Consider the following 16,453-nt stretch of genomic DNA (forward strand, 5'->3'; position numbering starts at 1 on the left):
AGACCTTGCGGCGGATCGAACCCGCCTGATTTGAGCGCCGATCGTTGTCGTCGCGAGACGGTCCGATCGCACCGTCATCATTCGACCCGGAACATTGAGCTGTCGACCGAATTTATGCCGGCCTTGCCCCTGTTGTGGACAACGCGACGCGGCATGATGGCGCGGCGCCAAGCGGCGCGTGCGCGAGGGGCGCGGGGAACTTGCGACCGCAATGTCATGGAAACCGAGGCGGGAGCAGTCCGTCTTCGCTTCCGCTGCGCTCCAGCTACGCCGGACACGCTTCGCCCTTCCGGCTATGCGCGGCTGCGCCACGCGTAGCCGGAAGGGCGAAGCGTGGTGGGCACGACAGGGATCGAACCTGTGACCCCTACCATGTCAAGGTAGTGCTCTCCCGCTGAGCTACGTGCCCGAAAGGTCTTGGATCGGTTGGGGTCCGTATATCGGCTCAGGGGCGGGCAGGCAAGGACCGTTGCCCCCGCTCGGCGCCGATTTTGGGCGGCCGAATCAGGCCGCCAGCATCTTGTTCACCTCGCTGACCAATTCGCGCAGGTGCACCGGCTTGGACAGCACCTTGGCGTTCTTGGGCGCTTCCGAATCGGAGTTCAACGCCACCGCGGCAAACCCGGTGATGAACATGATCTTGATGTCGGGATCGAGCTCGGAGGCGCGCCGCGCAAGCTCGATACCGTCCATCTCCGGCATCACGATGTCGGTGAGCAGCATCTCGAACGGCTCTTCGCGCAGCCTCTGATAGGCCGACATGCCGTTGTCATGAGGGGAGACCTGAAAGCCGGCATTTTCCAGCGCCTTGACCAGGAAGCGGCGCATATCGTTGTCGTCTTCGGCGAGGAGGATCTTGGGCATGGACGGACTTTCGGCGGATCAGGGCGTTTACTAAGCCCGACAGACGGTAAATTTCGGGTGAAAGTCGGTCGGGCACAATCAACCCAAACCTACATCTATTTCTGAACCGGAACGCACCCTAAATCAATCAGAGCGGCGAGCCCGACGGCTCTTGAGAGACGTTCCAGCCCAAGCGAAGACTTTTTCGCTTGGCAGAATGATTGTGATTATCGACAATGCACGCCCACAAAAGCCCCGCTTTCTGGCAGAATCGCGTCAGCGAGCTCGAAGCGGATCAGAAGCGAAGGGACGGCGCCCGACATGACCCGGCTTGATGGCGAAGTGTCGCCCGCGTTCGAGATCGTCGAGCCGGAGGCGTGGCGGGCACCGATCATCTTCAACTCCCCGCATTCCGGCTCGGTCTATCCAGAGGCTTTCCTGAGTGCGTCCCGGATCGACCTGCCGACGCTGCGCCGTTCCGAAGATTCCTTCATGGACGAGCTGATCGGCAATGTGAGCGCGCTCGGGTTTCCCGTCGTGCGCGTCAATTTTCCCCGCTCCTATGTCGATGTGAACCGCGAACCTTACGAGCTCGACCCCCGCATGTTCTCCGGGCGGCTGCCCAGCTTCGCCAACACGCGCTCGATGCGGGTCGCCGGCGGGCTTGGCACGATCCCGCGGGTGGTCGGCGACGGTCAGGAAATTTACCGCGAGCGGCTGTCGGTAGAGGATGCGCTGAGCCGGATCGAGACGCTGTACAAGCCCTATCACCGGGCGTTGCGCCGGCTGATCGCGAAGGTACACCAGAACTTTGGCACTGTCGTTCTGGTGGATTGCCACTCCATGCCGTCGATCGGGGTGTCGCGGGATGAGCCGCGGCGACCGGATGTGGTGATCGGCGATCGCTACGGCACGAGTTGCGCGCCGGTGCTGCCCGACATGGTCGAGGAGACCATGATCGGTCTCGGCTATTCGGTCGGGCGCAACAAGCCTTATGCCGGCGGCTTCATCACCGAACATTACGGCAATCCGGCCAGCGGCCTTCACGTGGTTCAGCTCGAATTGAACCGGGCGGTTTATATGGACGAGCGGCGGCGTGAGAAGGGACCGCGCTTTGCCCAAGTGGCCGCGGATTTCGCGACATTGGCGGAGACGCTGGCGAACGTTCCCCTCGGGGACCTCGGCCCGTTCCAGGCCGCCGCGGAGTAGAGCCAACTCTCGCTCGACCGTCATTGCGGGCGCGCAAGGCGCGAGCCTCAGATGCGCGATTACGCATCGGGGAATTTCGAGATTCCCGGTTCGGTGCTTGCACGCCGCCGTGGAATGACGGTGCCAAGAACTGAGCGATGAACTGAAACGATGCCCAAAGAAAAAAGGGCCGCTTGTGATGACAAGCGGCCCAAGTCTAGGGAGGAAACGCCCAAGGAGGGCAGCGATAGCCAGCGGCTACCGCACCGCAACAATATGCGACCGCGCTGCACAAAGCGCAAGGGTTTTTGACGCTTTTTCCATGCAAAATTCGCAGCCCTGGCAGAACTGCAACGGTTTCCCGCGGCTTGGCATCCTGCTGTATTTTCAAGCACTTACCCGCAAGGGCGGTTCGTAGCGGGCCGGCCACGCCCTGCAAATCCGACAACTCTCGATTTCGTGATCACTTTCGATACTAAGGAATTCGCCTGGTCGCTCGACAAATTCGGCATTCAAAATGCCAGCCGAAAACTCTTTACTCCCGTCGCGCAGCGGAACGGATTGGGCTAGGCAGGAACGCAGGAACAGGGATTCGATCCGCGGGGGTCCCTAATTGCGGCTCGCTCTCGATTTAAGGAATCGCCGTGACGGTCATCGATTTCAAAGCCTTCATCGGGCGCCTGGCGACGACCTCCGGCGAAACCATCCTGCCGTACTTCCGCACCTCGCTGTCGATCGAGGACAAGAGCCTCAGCCGCGATTTCGACCCCGTGACCGAGGCCGATCGCGCCGCGGAAGCCGTGATGCGGCGGCTGATCAAGGCCAGTTTCCCTCAGCACGGCATCGTGGGCGAGGAATTCGGCAATGAACGCACCGATGCCGAATATGTCTGGGTCCTGGATCCGATCGACGGCACCAAATCCTTTATCGCCGGCTTTCCGATCTGGGGCACGCTGATCGCGCTTCTGCACAAGGGCTTGCCGGTGTTCGGCATGATGCACCAGCCCTTCATCGGCGAGCGCTTCTCCGGGGACAACGGCTCGGCCCGATACCAGGGCCCATCAGGTGAGCGGCGGCTCGCCGTGCGCCGCTGCGCCTCGCTGCAAGAGGCGACCTGCTACACCACGAGCCCGCTTCTGATGAACGAAGCCGACCGAGATGCCTTTACCCGCGTGCAGAACACGGCGCGGCTCGCGCGCTATGGCGGCGACTGCTACTCCTACTGCATGCTCGCGGCCGGCCATCTCGACCTCGTGGTCGAGACCGAGTTGAAGCCATACGACATCGCCGCGCTGATCCCGATCGTCACCGGCGCCGGCGGCATCGTTACCACCTGGGATGGCGGCCCCGCCCAGAGCGGCGGCCGCATCATCGCGGCGGGTGATCCGCGCGTGCACGAGGCGGCGCTGAAGCTGCTCAACGCCTGACCAATCCCGTCCGCGCTTTGCAGCAGTCGCCGGATTTCGGCGGAAGCAATCCGGACTGCGTCTGCGGATAAAGCATGGATTGCTTCGCTTGCGCTCGCAATGACGGCTTGTTGGGAGGCGCTGGTCCGAATCTACAACTTGATCGGCAAGTGCTCCTAGACCGTGATCTCGTAACCGATGTCGAGATCCGAGGCGGCAACCCCGCCCCGCATTCCCACGCTTTCCTGCGGCACCTCGATCAATATGACCTTGATGTCGTTTGCTGGGACACCGAACGGCTCGAGATGCCGGATGATCGCCTTGTACAGCGACCGCTTGGTGGCAGGCGCGCGGCCCGCAAACATCGTGATCTCGATGTGGGTGTAGCGCTCGCCGGCCGATGTCGGAATCGCGAAATGTGCCGGCGGATGCTCAACCAGGCGCAGCACCTTGTCGTGCTCCGGCGTGTGCAATGTCTCGACGATAGCTGTGTGGATGGCACTCAGGAACGCGGCCCCCTGCTCTTTGATCCAGCCTTGCCTCACCTCGGCCAAAACATCCGGCATGTCTTTCTCCCATGCGCTGCGCGTAGAGAAGCATGCCCCGGTCCAGCGCCTCGGACAATCCGGCAGTGACCAAGCCCAGCTTCGCCGCAGACGAAGGCTGTTCATCGGCGCGACGGCTCATCAACGTGCGACAGCAGTCGAGCGCAAATGCTCAACCAATTGCTTCGCCGGCCGCGGCAGGGTTTTGAAACTGCGGGCGCAGATCACGAGCCTGCGGTCGGCCCAGGCGTCCCTGATCCGTACGATCGCGATCGGCATCGACCGCGCGCAGCGTCTGGCCGCGGCCTCCGGCACCACGGCAATGCCGACATCGGCCGCGACCATCTGGCAGATGGCGTCGAAGTCGCGCAAGCGAGCGCGGAAATGCAGGCGCATGCCGAGCCGTGCGGCGTGCTTGCCGATATGGACCTGCAGCGCGGTGGCGCTGGTGAGGCCGACAAAGGCGTGACCCGCGGTATCCTTGAAATCGATCTGCCGGCGCCCGCCCAGGGCACTGCGGCGCGACGTCACCAATGCCAGGCGGTCCTCGCTGAAGAGAAAGCGTTCGATGGTCTCGGGCAATGCGTGCTCGGCCGCGAAGCCGAGATCGGCCGCGCCACTGGCGATCGCCGCGGCGATGTCGGTGCTCTCGCGCTCCTCGACATCGACATTGATGTCGGGATGCTCGCGCAGAAAGCTCGCCAATGCGCGCGGCAGATGCTCCGACAATCCGGATGTATTGGCGAGCAGGAGCACGCTGGCGCGAACGCCCGAGGCAAAGCGGGCGAGATCGCCGCGCATCGCCTCCACGTTATGGATCACGAGGCGCGCATGATCGAGCAGGCTTTCGCCGGCGGCGGTGAGCTCGACGCCGCGGCGGCCGCGCTTGAAGAGCGCAATGCCAAACGCCTGCTCCAACCCCTTGATCCGTTCGCTCGCCGAAGCGAGCGCGAGGTGAGCGCGGTCCGCCCCGCCGGTGATGCTGCGGGCATCCGCCACCGCGATGAAGAGCTGCAGATCGACGAGATCGAAGCGCATGCGGGCCTCCTGCCTTCGGTGCTGTCGAAGGCTGTCTCCGTAACCTCCAGATTGTGCGCGTTTGGCGGATCGGTCAATGTGCCCGCCATGTTCGAGCCGATGCTGTTGCTGATCGCCGCCGTCTTCCTGCTTGCCGGATTCGTGAAGGGGGTGATCGGGCTGGGCCTGCCCACGGTCTCGATGGGGCTTTTGGCCGTGACGATGCAGCCGAGCAAAGCGCTCGCCATCGTCATCGCGCCCGCCATCATCACCAATATCTGGCAGACCTTCGGCGGCCCCTATTTGCTCGATATCGTCAAGCGGCTGTGGCCGCTGATGCTGTGCACGGTGGCAGGCAGCCTGTTGAATGCCGGGGCGATGAGCGGGCCTTATGCCCGCTACGGCACCATCGCGCTCGGGCTCCTGCTCGTGATCTACGCCGTCATTGGCTTGCGGCAATTCCGCCTGCGCGTCGAGCGCCGCAATGAAAAATGGGTCGGCGGCATCGTCGGCTTCGTGACGGGGGTGATCTCCGCCTCCACCGGCGTGCAGGTGATCCCGTCGATGCCGTTCATGCAGGCGATCGGCATGGAGAAGGACGAACTGGTCCAGGCGCTCGGCGTGTTCTTCACGGTGGCGACGCTTGCGCTCTCGGTCAATGTCAGCGCCGCCGGCATGCTGACCGCGGCCACCGCCATCCCCGGCGGCATCGCCCTGGCGTGCTCCTTCGCCGGCATGTTCGTCGGCCAGGCGGTGCGCGCCAAGATGCCGACCGAGGCCTTCCGCCGCTGGTTCCTGGTCGCGATGATTCTGCTCGGCCTCTATCTGGCGGGCAGCGCGACTTACGAGCTGGGTATGCACCGGAGCTGATCTTCAGGGTCGCATCCCCGGCCGGCCTCCTTCGCGGGCGGCTCGATCTTAAGACTATCCCCGATTTTGCCGTATCTCTTGCGCCTCCGGTGCTTGGTGGCGCTGCCAAGCCTGGCCGAGTTAGGTTACACTCGATTTCCGAAAGGCTTCCGCCGGTAACAAGGTGTTCCCTCGAGCGGGCGGCCCACCCGCATCCTGATCAGCCCTGCAATCTGGAGCGCCCGAATCAATGGAGAGACGTCTCGCGGCCATCGTTTGCGCTGACGTCGCCGGCTACTCGCGCATGATGGGCGCCGACGAAGCAGGCACGCACGCAGCCTTCAAGGCGCATCGCGGCGCCATTTACCCGGTTATTCTCAACCATGGCGGTCGCGTCGTCAAAAACACCGGCGACGGTTTCCTGCTGGAATTTCCCAGCATCGTCGGCGCCACGCAAGCGGCCATCGCGATGCAAATGCTGATGGCGGAGCGCAACAAGCACCTGCCGGCCGATCGCGCCATGCATTTCCGGCTCGGCGTGCACATGGGCGATGTGATCGCCGATGAGGACGAGGTGTTCGGCGACGATGTGAACATTGCCGTCCGCCTCGAGCAGGTCGCGCCGCCGGGCGGGCTTGCAATTTCGGCAAAGGCCTATGGCGAGGCCGGCAGGCATCTGTCCGTGACGATGCAGGACGCCGGCAGCCATCGTTTCAAGAACATCGCCATGCCCGTGGAGGTCTGGACCTGGCGGCCGACAGGCTCCGACGCGCACTCCCGGGAGCTCGAGGGCATTGCCGGCCTTTCGGCGCAATACCGGTTGGCGATCGTGGGCGTTCTCCCCTTCGTCAACCTCAGCGACAGCGCGGACGAATATTTCTCTGACGGGTTGACGGAGGACCTCATCCACGCGCTTTCGCTGCAATCCTTCTATCGCGTGCTGAGTCGAAATTCGACCTTCCCGTTCAAGGGACAAAGCTTAAGCGCACGCCTGATCGCGCGGGAGATCGACGCGACCTATCTGGTTCAGGGCTCGGTCCGCCGCGCGGGCGCGAAAATTCGCGTGACTGCCGAGCTCGTCGCGCCCGAGAGCGGCGAGCAACTATGGACCGGCCGCTACGACCGCGACATGGGCGAGCTGTTCGCGCTTCAGGACGAGATCACCACGAGCCTTTCGGCGGCGATCGCGCCGGAGATCTTTCGCGCCGAGGCTTCGGCGCCGAACCGATCACCGGCCACCGATCTGACCGCCTGGGATCGCTTCCTGCGAGGTCTCTCCCACTATTATCGCCAGACCAAGGCGGATTTCGAAACCTCGATCGACCTGTTCAAACAGGCCATCGCGCTCGATCCGGCACTCTCGATCGCACATGCCTATCTTGCGACCATCATGGTGCAGGGCGTGCAATATGGATGGATCAAGAGCACCCGCGACCTGTGGAGCTCGGCGATGACGCTCGCGGAGACCAGCGTCCGCCTCGATCCGCGCTCGTCGTTTGCGTTCTCGATCCTGGCCTATCTGCACGCGATGGGCGGGCACCACGAGGCTGCGCAGGATGCGATCAGAAAGGCCGTCGCCTTGAACCCGTACGACATGGGCGCGCGCGGCGTTCAAGGACTATGCCACCTTGCGAGCGGCGAACACCGAGAGGCGATCGAGCTGTTTTCAATGGCGGTCCAGCGCGGCAACAGCGATCCCCGCTATCAATGGGCGGCGCTTTCCGCGTTCAGCCATTACCTGCTCGGACAATACGACGCGGCGCTGTCCTGGGCGCGCGAGGCGCTCTATTCGAATCCCAATCACCTTCAGGTTCTCGCGATACGCGCGGCTTCGCTCGCACAGTTGGGGCGGGCCGAAGACGCGACGAAGGCTGCCGGAGTCTTGCTGAAGAATTATCCAGGTTTCACGGTCGAACGGCATTTGCGGAATTTCCGCTGGAAGAATCCCGATGATATCGCCCACTACCGTGATGGGCTCTTGAAGGCGGGCGCGCCCTTCGCGCGACTGACGCTCGTCGAATCCGGCCCCAAGCGCGCGGCCGATTCGTGATGCTTCACCTCGTCTGCAGCAGGGCGATGCGGGCGCCGAGATAGACGAACATGCCGCCCAGCGCGCGATTGATCCAGGCCATCGCCCGGCCCGATCCCCTGACACGGCGCGCCGTCCTTGCCGCGAACGCCGCAACGCCGAGGCACCACAGCGTTCCGTTGCAAATGAAGATCAGGCCCAGCACCAGGAAGGCCAGCCCCTTATGCGCCGAATCCGCCGCCACGAACTGCGGCAGGAAGGCGAGGAAGAACAGCGCCACTTTCGGATTGAGCACGTTGGTGAGCGCGCCCTGCCAAAACACCGGGCGCAATGAGATCACGCTCTCCCTGGTCGGCGTTTTCTCGCCCTGTGGGTGTGCCGTTTCGCGCGACAGCAGCATCCTGATCCCGATGAAACACAGATAGGCCGCGCCGGCCCACTTCACCACCGTGAATGCCGTCGCCGACGCCGCCAGGAGCGCCGAGAGCCCGGCCGCGCAGGCAAAGATATGGACAAGACAGCCGGAGCTGATCCCGAGCGCCGCCACTGCTCCGCCGCGCCAGCCGAGCTGCGCGCTGCGCCCGACGATATAGGCCGTATCGGGTCCCGGCGTGATGTTGAGCACGAGACCCGAGACGATGAACAGCCAGAGGTCGTGAATGCCGAGCATGGCGCCTCACTTGAACAGCGGCGAGCCCGGGATGAAGGCGTCGAAGGCCGCCCAGAATTGCGAGCGGTAGCGGTCCTGCTCCTGCAGGATCTCGTGCTTGGAGCCGGCGATGACGAGATGCGAGCCGGCGCGCAAGTGATAGGCGAACTCTTCGATCGCCGGCGTCGACACCACAGTGTCGTTGGATGCCGCGAGCATCAGGATCGGCTGGCGGATTTTCGACGGGTAGTCGTATTTGCGGAAGGTGACCATGGCGCGAAAGGCGCTGTCGGCCCAGGCGACGGTCGGCGCGGCGATGCCGAGCGTCGGATCCTCCTCCAGGATCGCGGCGTTGCGGGCATAGCGCACGGGATCGCTGGTCACGGGATTGCTCAGGAAAGCGTCGGTACCGGTGAGCTTGTCGCGGCCGCCTGGTACGTACTGTCCACCCTGGCCCAAGAGCCGGAGCGCGCGCGCAAATGCGCGCACCGGAAGCGTCGTCAGACGTCCCGGCAGGTCGATCATCGGCGCCGACAATACCACGCGGTCGAACCAGCGCTTGCCGGCATGCGCGATCCGCAGCAGCACCGTCCCGCCCATCGAGTGGGCGAGCGCGAAATAAGGCGGCGGACAATCCGGCAGCACGACCTGCTGCACGAAGCTTTCGGCGTCGATCTCATAGTCGGCGAAACTTCGCACGTAGCCCTTGCGCGGATCGCGCAACCGCCGCGACGAATGGCCCTGCCCGCGCCAGTCGATCATCGCCACCGCGAAGCCGCGGTCACGCAGATCGCGCACCGTCTCGAAATATTTCTCGATCATCTCGCCGCGCCCGGTGAAGACGCAGACCGTGCCCTTGCGGCCGGACGGCGGCAACCAGCGCGCGAAGCGCAGTTCGGCACCGTCGGGGGTCTTGATGATGCCGCTGACCGCGCCCTCGGGGACGGGATTGGCGGGGATGGAGACCAGCGTCATGACGTTTCGCGCGGTAGGTGAAGAGTGCTGGAATTCAAGGGATGGACAAGGGTGGGAACATCAAAAGGGCCGCCGGTCGCGCCCTCTTGAACGCGGATCTCATCCCTCCCATATCACCATCGTGCAGGCCGCTACCAGTGTTTCGGATCTCCGGACATCAGGCTGCACAAGTTTAAAGCCCGGCCCGATGGCGGGCGGGTTCATTGCAACAGTCGCTCAATGGAGGACTTACATGCGTACCTACGATCTCACCCCGTTTTATCGTTCCACCGTCGGTTTCGACCGTCTCTTCTCCCTGCTCGACCAGGTGACCTCGGATGGCAGCCCAGGCTATCCGCCCTACAATATCGAGCGGACCGGTGAGAACGCCTACCGCATCAGCGTCGCGGTCTCCGGCTTCTCGAAGGATGAGCTTTCCATCGTCGCGAAAGAGAACACGCTGACGATCAAGGGCGAGAAAGTCGCCAACGAGAACAGCAAGGACAAGGCCGAAGTGCTCTATCGCGGCATCGCCGCGCGCGCCTTCGAACGTGTCTTCCAGCTCGCCGATTTCGTCGTGGTGAAGAATGCCTCGCTCGAGAACGGCCTGCTCCACGTCGACCTCGTACGCGAGATCCCCGAGGCCAAGAAGCCCCGGCAGATCCCGATCAACGGTGCCACGCAAGCTGCGCAGGTGACCAGCGGCTCGGCCGACAAGGCCGCTGCCTAATCCTTACAGTTGTAACGGACTAACCAATACGCCCCGGGGAACCGGGGCGTTTTTTGTTGGCCTGCTGCAGCAAGCACGCCAGCCGGCCCAGTCACGCGATCCCGTCATTCCGGGGCGGTGCGCAAGCACCGAGCCCGGAATCTCGCGCCACAACCTCTGAATTCCGGGTTCGCGCACTCTGCGCGCCCCGGAATGACGCTTGTTTGGGGACGATTGCTGGGGGCAACCAGCCCCTACTCCAATCCCTGCACCGGCGGCATCGGCTCGGTCGGCTTGACCTGCGACTCCGGCGGCTTGGTCTCGCCGATGGCGGCGCTGATGGCGCCAGCCGCGGGCGGTGTGACCGCGGCCGTTTGCGGCTGCGGCGCGGCGGAGTTCTCCACAGGCGATTGCGGCACCCGCTCGGCCGACTTTGCGGGAACCCTTACCGCCGGCTTCGGCGCCGGTAGCGGGACCACGCGGCTGGCCATGTGCGGGATCGGAGCCGGTGGCCGTGGCACGCCGCGAACCACGGTCGGCATCGGCACCGCGGCCTGTGCTCCATAGGGCGTCCTGAGCTCGGAATTATCGGTCCTGCCGCCCAAATAGGCCGGCATGAACCGGATGATCCGCCCGGTGCGGCCATCGATCACGAGCCTGCCGTCCTCGCCATCCGGATCGATGGCGGAGATTTCGTAGACAAAGTCTCGGCGGTGCGGCAGGCCGAGCGGCGAAAATCCGTTTTCGCGCAACACCGCGTAGACCTCGCGGGGCGGCAGCAGCGCCGGCTCATAGCCATAGGACTCGGCGCCATACGGCTCGGCGCCGTAGGGCTCGGCGGGGACGTAAGACGGCGCGCCGTAAGGCGGTGGCGCCGGCGGCGGCCCGCCATAGGGGCCGTCGAAATCGGACACCAGGCGATAAAATGTCCGGCCGGTATCGGCAGGCGCCGGCGATTGCGCGCCTGCGGCCGAGACCAAAAGAACTGATACGGCCGAGACGGCCCACCCTGTGAGCAGCTTCATTGCTCTATGGCTCCACTTGAGCCCCCAATGGTTAAGAGTCCTTGGGGATTTCGGCGGTCCTTGGGCCGGATCACGGCGCGCTTGCTTCAAATCCGCGGCGCGCTAAATGTTGACCTGCGAACATGCCAGCCGCGCAAGGACTTTCACGCGCTTGTGTGATAGATAAAAGTTTGGCATGGTCGGTGTTAGGACAGTCTTGCTGTCTCAAATTTTTGGGCAACCCCGGCACTGGGATTGCAGCGAAGATTCGGCGCTTAACGAGCACCGGAAAGTGCAGGCAAGGCCGTTCTGAACGCCAGCGCCTGAAACCTAAAAATCCGGCTCGCGGAGGACGAGCGGTGGCCCGGTGGGTGCCGCGGAACGCCGAAGGTGCGCCGGACGATGAGCCACCGCACCCAGCCGGATTGAGAGGAATAAAATGAGCGGGTTGGAAATCGAGCGCCAAAACATCTTCAGCGATGAATCGTCGGCGGATTTCAACTCGAAACCGGCCGAGACGACGCGCGAGCATAGTTGGCGCCCTGCCGCCGAAGGCCTGTATGATCCCGCGCTGGAGAAGGATTCCTGCGGGGTCGGCTTCATCGCCAACATCAAGGGCCGCAAGTCGCATCAGATCGTCTCCGATGCGCTCAACATCCTTTGCAACCTCGAACATCGCGGCGCGGTCGGCGCCGACCCGCGCGCCGGCGACGGCGCCGGCATCTTGGTGCAGATCCCGCATGCCTTCTTCAAGCGCAAAACCGCCGAGCTCGGCTTCGAGCTGCCGGAGCCCGGAGAGTACGCCATCGGCGCACTGTTCATGCCGAAGGACGCGGCGTGGCGGAAGGTGATCAAGAGCATCATCGCCGACCAGATCAAGGACGAGGGCCTCACGCTGCTCGGCTGGCGCGACGTGCCGACCGATAATTCCTCACTGGGCGAGACGGTGAAGCCGACCGAGCCGACCCACATGCAGGTCTTCATCGGCCGCAACGGCGCGGCGAAGACCGAGGAGGCGTTCGAGCGCAAGCTCTACATCCTGCGCAAGTCGATCTCGCAGGCGATCTACCAGCGTCGCGACCGCGGCGGAGCCGGCTATTACCCCTGCTCGCTGTCGTGCCGCACCGTGATCTACAAGGGCATGTTCCTCGCCGACCAGCTCGGCAAGTACTATCCCGATCTGCACGAGCCGGATTTCGAGAGCGCGCTGGCGCTGGTGCATCAGCGCTTCTCGACCAACACCTTCCCGACCTGGTCGCTCGCGCACCCCTACCGGATGATCGCGCACAATGGCGAGATCAACACGCTGCGCGGCAACGTCAACTGGATGGCGGCGCGCCAGGCATCCGTGAGCTCCGAGCTTTACGGCAAGGACATCAGCCGTCTCTGGCCGATCTCCTACGAGGGACAAAGCGACACCGCCTGCTTCGACAACGCGCTCGAATTCCTGGTGCAGGGCGGCTACTCGCTGCCGCATGCGGTGATGATGATGATTCCGGAGGCCTGGGCCGGCAATCCGCTGATGGATAAGCAGCGCCGCGCCTTCTACGAATATCACGCCGCTCTGATGGAGCCGTGGGACGGTCCCGCCGCGATCGCCTTCACCGACGGCCGCCAGATCGGCGCGACGCTCGACCGCAACGGCCTGCGGCCGGCGCGCTATCTCGTCACCAAGGACGACCGCATCGTGATGGCGTCCGAGATGGGCGTGTTGAAGATTCCGGAGGAGCAGATCGTCACCAAGTGGCGGCTGCAGCCCGGCAAGATGCTCCTGGTCGACCTCGAACAGGGCCGGCTCATTCCCGACGACGAGATCAAGGCCTCGCTCGCCAAGAGCCACCCCTATCAGGAATGGCTCGACCGCACCCAGATCGTACTCGAGGAGCTGCCGGACGCGCCGACCACGAGCGCACGCTCCAACTTGCCGCTGCTCGACCGGCAGCAGGCCTTTGGCTACACGCAGGAGGACATCAGCCTCCTGATGACGCCGATGGCCTCGACCGGCGAAGAGGCAGTCGGCTCGATGGGCAACGACACCCCCGTCTCGGCGCTGTCTGACAGGCCAAAGCAGCTCTTCACCTATTTCAAGCAGAACTTCGCGCAGGTGACCAACCCGCCGATCGATCCGATCCGCGAGGAGCTGGTCATGAGCCTAGTCTCGATCATCGGGCCGCGGCCGAACCTGTTCGACCTCAAGGGCCTGGCCTCGACCAAGCGGCTCGAGGTGCGCCAGCCTATCCTGACCGATGCGGACCTGGAAAAGATCCGCTCGATCTCGGAGGTGGGCGACAGCCATTTCGTCTCGCGCACCATCGACACCACCTTCCATGCGGGGCTCGGGGCCTCCGGCATGGAGCAGGTGCTGGATGAGCTCTGCGCCCGCGCGGAAGCCGCGGTGCGCGAAGGCGTCAACATCATCATCCTTTCCGATCGCATGGTCGGCACCGATCGGATCCCGATCCCGTCGCTGCTCGCCTGCGCCGCCGTGCATCATCATTTGATCCGCGTGGGCCTGCGCACGTCGGTGGGCATCGTCGTCGAATCCGGCGAGCCGCGCGAGGTGCATCACTTCGCCTGCCTTGCCGGCTACGGCGCGGAAGCGATCAACCCCTATCTCGCGTTCGAAACCATCATCGCGATGAAGGACAGGCTGCCGGCCGCGCTGGACGATCACGAGATCGTCAAGCGCTACATCAAGTCGATCGGCAAGGGCCTTTTGAAGGTGATGTCCAAGATGGGCATCTCGACCTATCAATCCTACTGCGGCGCGCAGATCTTCGACGCGGTCGGGTTGAAGGCGGACTTCGTCGCGAAGTATTTCGCGGGCACCCATACCCGCATCGAGGGCGTGGGCCTGAACGAGATCGCGGAAGAGTCCGTGCGCCGCCACACCGATGCCTTTGGCGAGGCGCAGGTCTACAAGAGCGCGCTCGACGTCGGCGGCGAATATGCCTTCCGCACCCGCGGCGAGGATCACGCCTGGACGGCGGAATCGGTGTCCCTCCTGCAGCACGCGGTGCGTGGCAATTCGCAGGAGCGCTACCGGGCCTTCGCCAAGATCCTCAACGAGCAGTCCGAGCGGCTGCTGACGCTGCGCGGCCTGTTCCGCATCAAAACGGCCGAAGACGACAAGCGCAAGCCGGTCCCCCTCGACCAGGTCGAGCCGGCCAAGGAGATCGTCAAGCGCTTTGCCACCGGCGCGATGAGCTTCGGCTCGATCTCGCGCGAGGCGCATACGACGCTCGCGATCGCGATGAACCGGATCGGCGGCAAGTCCAATACCGGCGAAGGCGGCGAGGAATCGGACCGCTTCAAGCCGCTGCCGAACGGCGATTCCATGCGCTCGGCGATCAAGCAGGTCGCCTCGGGCCGCTTCGGCGTCACGACGGAATATCTCATCAATTCCGACATGATGCAGATCAAGATGGCGCAGGGCGCCAAGCCCGGCGAAGGCGGACAATTGCCCGGCCACAAGGTCGACGCAACGATCGCGCGCGTGCGGCACTCGACGCCCGGCGTCGGCCTGATCTCGCCGCCGCCGCACCACGACATCTACTCGATCGAGGACCTGGCGCAGCTCATCTATGACCTGAAGAACGTCAACCCGGAGGGCCAGGTCTCGGTCAAGCTCGTCTCCGAAATCGGTGTCGGCACCGTGGCCGCGGGCGTTGCGAAAGCACGCGCCGACCATGTCACCATCGCCGGGTTCGAGGGCGGCACCGGTGCCTCGCCGCTCACCTCGATCAAGCATGCCGGGTCGCCCTGGGAGATCGGGCTGGCCGAAACTCACCAGACGCTGGTGCGCGAGCGGCTGCGCAGCCGCATCGCGGTGCAGGTCGATGGCGGCTTCCGCACCGGACGCGACGTCGTCATCGGCGCGCTGCTCGGGGCCGACGAATTCGGCTTCGCCACCGCGCCCCTGATCGCGGCCGGCTGCATCATGATGCGCAAGTGCCATCTCAACACCTGCCCGGTCGGCGTGGCAACGCAGGATCCCGTCCTGCGCAAGCGCTTCACCGGCCAGCCCGAGCACGTGATCAACTACTTCTTCTTCGTCGCCGAAGAGGTGCGGGAGATCATGGCCAGCCTCGGCTATCGCACCTTCAACGAGATGGTGGGCCAGACCCAGATGCTCGACCAGACCACGCTGGTTGCGCATTGGAAGGCCAAGGGCCTCGACTTCTCCAAGCTGTTCGTGCGGCAGAAGGAAGCCAAGGGTCAGAAAATCTATCACTCCGAGCCGCAGAACCATCATCTGGAGGCTGTGCTCGACCGCAAGCTGATCGAAAAGGCCGGGCCCGCGCTCGATCGCGGCGCCCCGGTCAGAATCGAGGCCGAGATCCACAACACCGATCGCTCCGCCGGCGCCATGCTGTCGGGTCAGGTCGCGAAGATCTACGGCCATGCCGGCCTGCCGCAGGACACCATCCATGTCAGCTTCAAGGGCACCGCAGGCCAGGCTTTCGGCGCCTGGCTGGCGCACGGCGTCACCTTCGATCTCGAAGGCGAAGGCAACGACTATGTCGGCAAGGGTCTCTCCGGCGGCAAGATCATCGTCAAGCCGCCGCGCAACGGGGGCATCGTGCCGGAAGAGAGCATCATCGTCGGCAACACCGTGCTGTATGGCGCGATCGAGGGCGAATGCTACTTCCGCGGCATCGCCGGCGAGCGCTTCGCGGTCCGCAACTCCGGCGCGGTCGCGGTGGTCGAAGGTGCGGGCGATCACTGCTGCGAGTACATGACCGGCGGCATCGTGGTCGTGCTCGGCAAGACCGGGCGCAACTTCGCTGCCGGCATGTCGGGCGGCGTCGCCTATGTGCTGGACGAGACCGGCGACTTCGACAAGCTCTGCAATCTTGCCATGGTCGAACTCCAGCCGGTGCTGTCGGAAGAGATGGTCAATGAGAGCGCCTACGGCGCGCAGGGCGATCTCGAGGCGCACGGCCGGGTCGACGTGTTCAAGAATCTGCTCGGAAGCGATGTCGAGCGACTGCACGTGCTGATCACGCGGCACGCCAAGGCCACGGGCTCGAAACGCGCCGCCGAGATCTTGGCGAACTGGAAAGAATGGCTGCCGAAATTCCGCAAGGTGATGCCGGTCGAATACCGGCGCGCCCTGCGTCAGCTTCAGGCCAACGCCGACGCCGAGCCGAAAATCGCGATAGGGGCGTAATAAATCTTCGGCCCTCATGGTGAGGAGGCGCGAAAGCGCCGTCTCGAACCATGAGGCCACTAGCGGGGCCTTCATCCTTCGAGACGC

12 protein-coding genes and 1 tRNA gene are annotated in these 16,453 nt (G+C 64.3%); 6 read left to right on the forward strand and 7 right to left on the reverse strand.

Features of this window, described 5'->3' with window-relative positions:
- Positions 1-334: 334 nt before the first annotated feature.
- Positions 335-409: transfer RNA gene (locus P6U23_RS36525), tRNA-Val, on the reverse strand.
- Between the two features lie 95 nt (positions 410-504).
- The gene (gene cpdR / locus P6U23_RS36530) at positions 505-864 is read right to left on the reverse strand and encodes a cell cycle two-component system response regulator CpdR (RefSeq protein WP_024510592.1); all 360 of its coding nucleotides are present in this window, start codon (positions 862-864) and stop codon (positions 505-507) included.
- A 300-nt stretch (positions 865-1,164) separates the two neighbouring features.
- Between cpdR and P6U23_RS36535 the strand changes: the two genes are divergently transcribed.
- Positions 1,165-2,052: an N-formylglutamate amidohydrolase gene (locus tag P6U23_RS36535; RefSeq protein WP_407177119.1), complete on the forward strand. Its 888-nt coding sequence runs from the start codon at positions 1,165-1,167 to the stop codon at positions 2,050-2,052.
- Positions 2,053-2,675: 623 nt separating this feature from the next.
- Positions 2,676-3,458 (forward strand): histidinol-phosphatase, encoded by a 783-nt coding sequence (gene hisN, locus P6U23_RS36540; protein WP_407177120.1) that lies wholly within the window; start codon positions 2,676-2,678, stop codon positions 3,456-3,458.
- Between the two features lie 155 nt (positions 3,459-3,613).
- Here the strand turns inward: hisN and P6U23_RS36545 are convergent, their stop codons facing one another.
- Positions 3,614-4,003: a tautomerase family protein gene (locus P6U23_RS36545; protein WP_407177121.1), complete on the reverse strand. Its 390-nt coding sequence runs from the start codon at positions 4,001-4,003 to the stop codon at positions 3,614-3,616.
- Positions 4,004-4,123: 120 nt separating this feature from the next.
- The gene (locus P6U23_RS36550) at positions 4,124-5,020 is read right to left on the reverse strand and encodes a LysR substrate-binding domain-containing protein (RefSeq protein WP_407177122.1); all 897 of its coding nucleotides are present in this window, start codon (positions 5,018-5,020) and stop codon (positions 4,124-4,126) included.
- 87 nt (positions 5,021-5,107) lie between these two features.
- Between P6U23_RS36550 and P6U23_RS36555 the strand changes: the two genes are divergently transcribed.
- Positions 5,108-5,869: a sulfite exporter TauE/SafE family protein gene (locus P6U23_RS36555; RefSeq protein WP_407177123.1), complete on the forward strand. Its 762-nt coding sequence runs from the start codon at positions 5,108-5,110 to the stop codon at positions 5,867-5,869.
- A 229-nt stretch (positions 5,870-6,098) separates the two neighbouring features.
- Positions 6,099-7,898, forward strand: a complete 1,800-nt coding sequence (locus tag P6U23_RS36560; protein ID WP_407177124.1) for an adenylate/guanylate cyclase domain-containing protein — start codon at positions 6,099-6,101, stop codon at positions 7,896-7,898.
- 4 nt (positions 7,899-7,902) lie between these two features.
- On the opposite strand, the gene P6U23_RS36565 is transcribed toward P6U23_RS36560, so the two are convergent.
- Both P6U23_RS36565 and P6U23_RS36570 read right to left on the reverse strand, forming a co-directional pair.
- Entirely contained in the window at positions 7,903-8,547 is a 645-nt protein-coding gene (locus tag P6U23_RS36565) for a LysE family translocator (RefSeq protein WP_407177125.1), read from the reverse strand.
- A 6-nt stretch (positions 8,548-8,553) separates the two neighbouring features.
- Positions 8,554-9,501, reverse strand: coding sequence for an alpha/beta fold hydrolase (locus tag P6U23_RS36570; RefSeq protein WP_407177126.1), 948 nt, complete (start codon positions 9,499-9,501; stop codon positions 8,554-8,556).
- A gap of 232 nt (positions 9,502-9,733) precedes the next feature.
- Between P6U23_RS36570 and P6U23_RS36575 the strand changes: the two genes are divergently transcribed.
- Positions 9,734-10,210, forward strand: a complete 477-nt coding sequence (locus tag P6U23_RS36575) for an Hsp20 family protein (RefSeq protein WP_407177127.1) — start codon at positions 9,734-9,736, stop codon at positions 10,208-10,210.
- A 233-nt stretch (positions 10,211-10,443) separates the two neighbouring features.
- Here P6U23_RS36575 and P6U23_RS36580 read toward each other — a convergent pair whose 3' ends face one another.
- Positions 10,444-11,214 (reverse strand): hypothetical protein, encoded by a 771-nt coding sequence (locus P6U23_RS36580; RefSeq protein WP_407177128.1) that lies wholly within the window; start codon positions 11,212-11,214, stop codon positions 10,444-10,446.
- Positions 11,215-11,632: 418 nt separating this feature from the next.
- Between P6U23_RS36580 and gltB the strand changes: the two genes are divergently transcribed.
- A complete protein-coding gene (gene gltB, locus P6U23_RS36585) occupies positions 11,633-16,366 on the forward strand; it encodes a glutamate synthase large subunit (RefSeq protein WP_407177129.1) in 4,734 nt (1,577 codons plus the stop codon).
- Positions 16,367-16,453 lie beyond the last annotated feature (87 nt).

This window comes from Bradyrhizobium sp. STM 3562, from assembly GCF_045571435.1.
Lineage (GTDB): Bacteria > Pseudomonadota > Alphaproteobacteria > Rhizobiales > Xanthobacteraceae > Bradyrhizobium.

What these genes read in the sequence shown, in the direction of transcription:
- cpdR (WP_024510592.1), bottom strand. Translation starts at nt 864, where the DNA reads ATGCCCAAGATCCTCCTCGCCGAAGACGACAACGATATGCGCCGCTTC.
- P6U23_RS36535 (WP_407177119.1), top strand. Translation starts at nt 1,165, where the DNA reads ATGACCCGGCTTGATGGCGAAGTGTCGCCCGCGTTCGAGATCGTCGAG.
- P6U23_RS36545 (WP_407177121.1), bottom strand. Translation starts at nt 4,003, where the DNA reads ATGCCGGATGTTTTGGCCGAGGTGAGGCAAGGCTGGATCAAAGAGCAG.
- P6U23_RS36550 (WP_407177122.1), bottom strand. Translation starts at nt 5,020, where the DNA reads ATGCGCTTCGATCTCGTCGATCTGCAGCTCTTCATCGCGGTGGCGGAT.
- P6U23_RS36555 (WP_407177123.1), top strand. Translation starts at nt 5,108, where the DNA reads ATGTTCGAGCCGATGCTGTTGCTGATCGCCGCCGTCTTCCTGCTTGCC.
- P6U23_RS36560 (WP_407177124.1), top strand. Translation starts at nt 6,099, where the DNA reads ATGGAGAGACGTCTCGCGGCCATCGTTTGCGCTGACGTCGCCGGCTAC.
- P6U23_RS36565 (WP_407177125.1), bottom strand. Translation starts at nt 8,547, where the DNA reads ATGCTCGGCATTCACGACCTCTGGCTGTTCATCGTCTCGGGTCTCGTG.
- P6U23_RS36570 (WP_407177126.1), bottom strand. Translation starts at nt 9,501, where the DNA reads ATGACGCTGGTCTCCATCCCCGCCAATCCCGTCCCCGAGGGCGCGGTC.
- P6U23_RS36575 (WP_407177127.1), top strand. Translation starts at nt 9,734, where the DNA reads ATGCGTACCTACGATCTCACCCCGTTTTATCGTTCCACCGTCGGTTTC.
- P6U23_RS36580 (WP_407177128.1), bottom strand. Translation starts at nt 11,214, where the DNA reads ATGAAGCTGCTCACAGGGTGGGCCGTCTCGGCCGTATCAGTTCTTTTG.
- gltB (WP_407177129.1), top strand. Translation starts at nt 11,633, where the DNA reads ATGAGCGGGTTGGAAATCGAGCGCCAAAACATCTTCAGCGATGAATCG.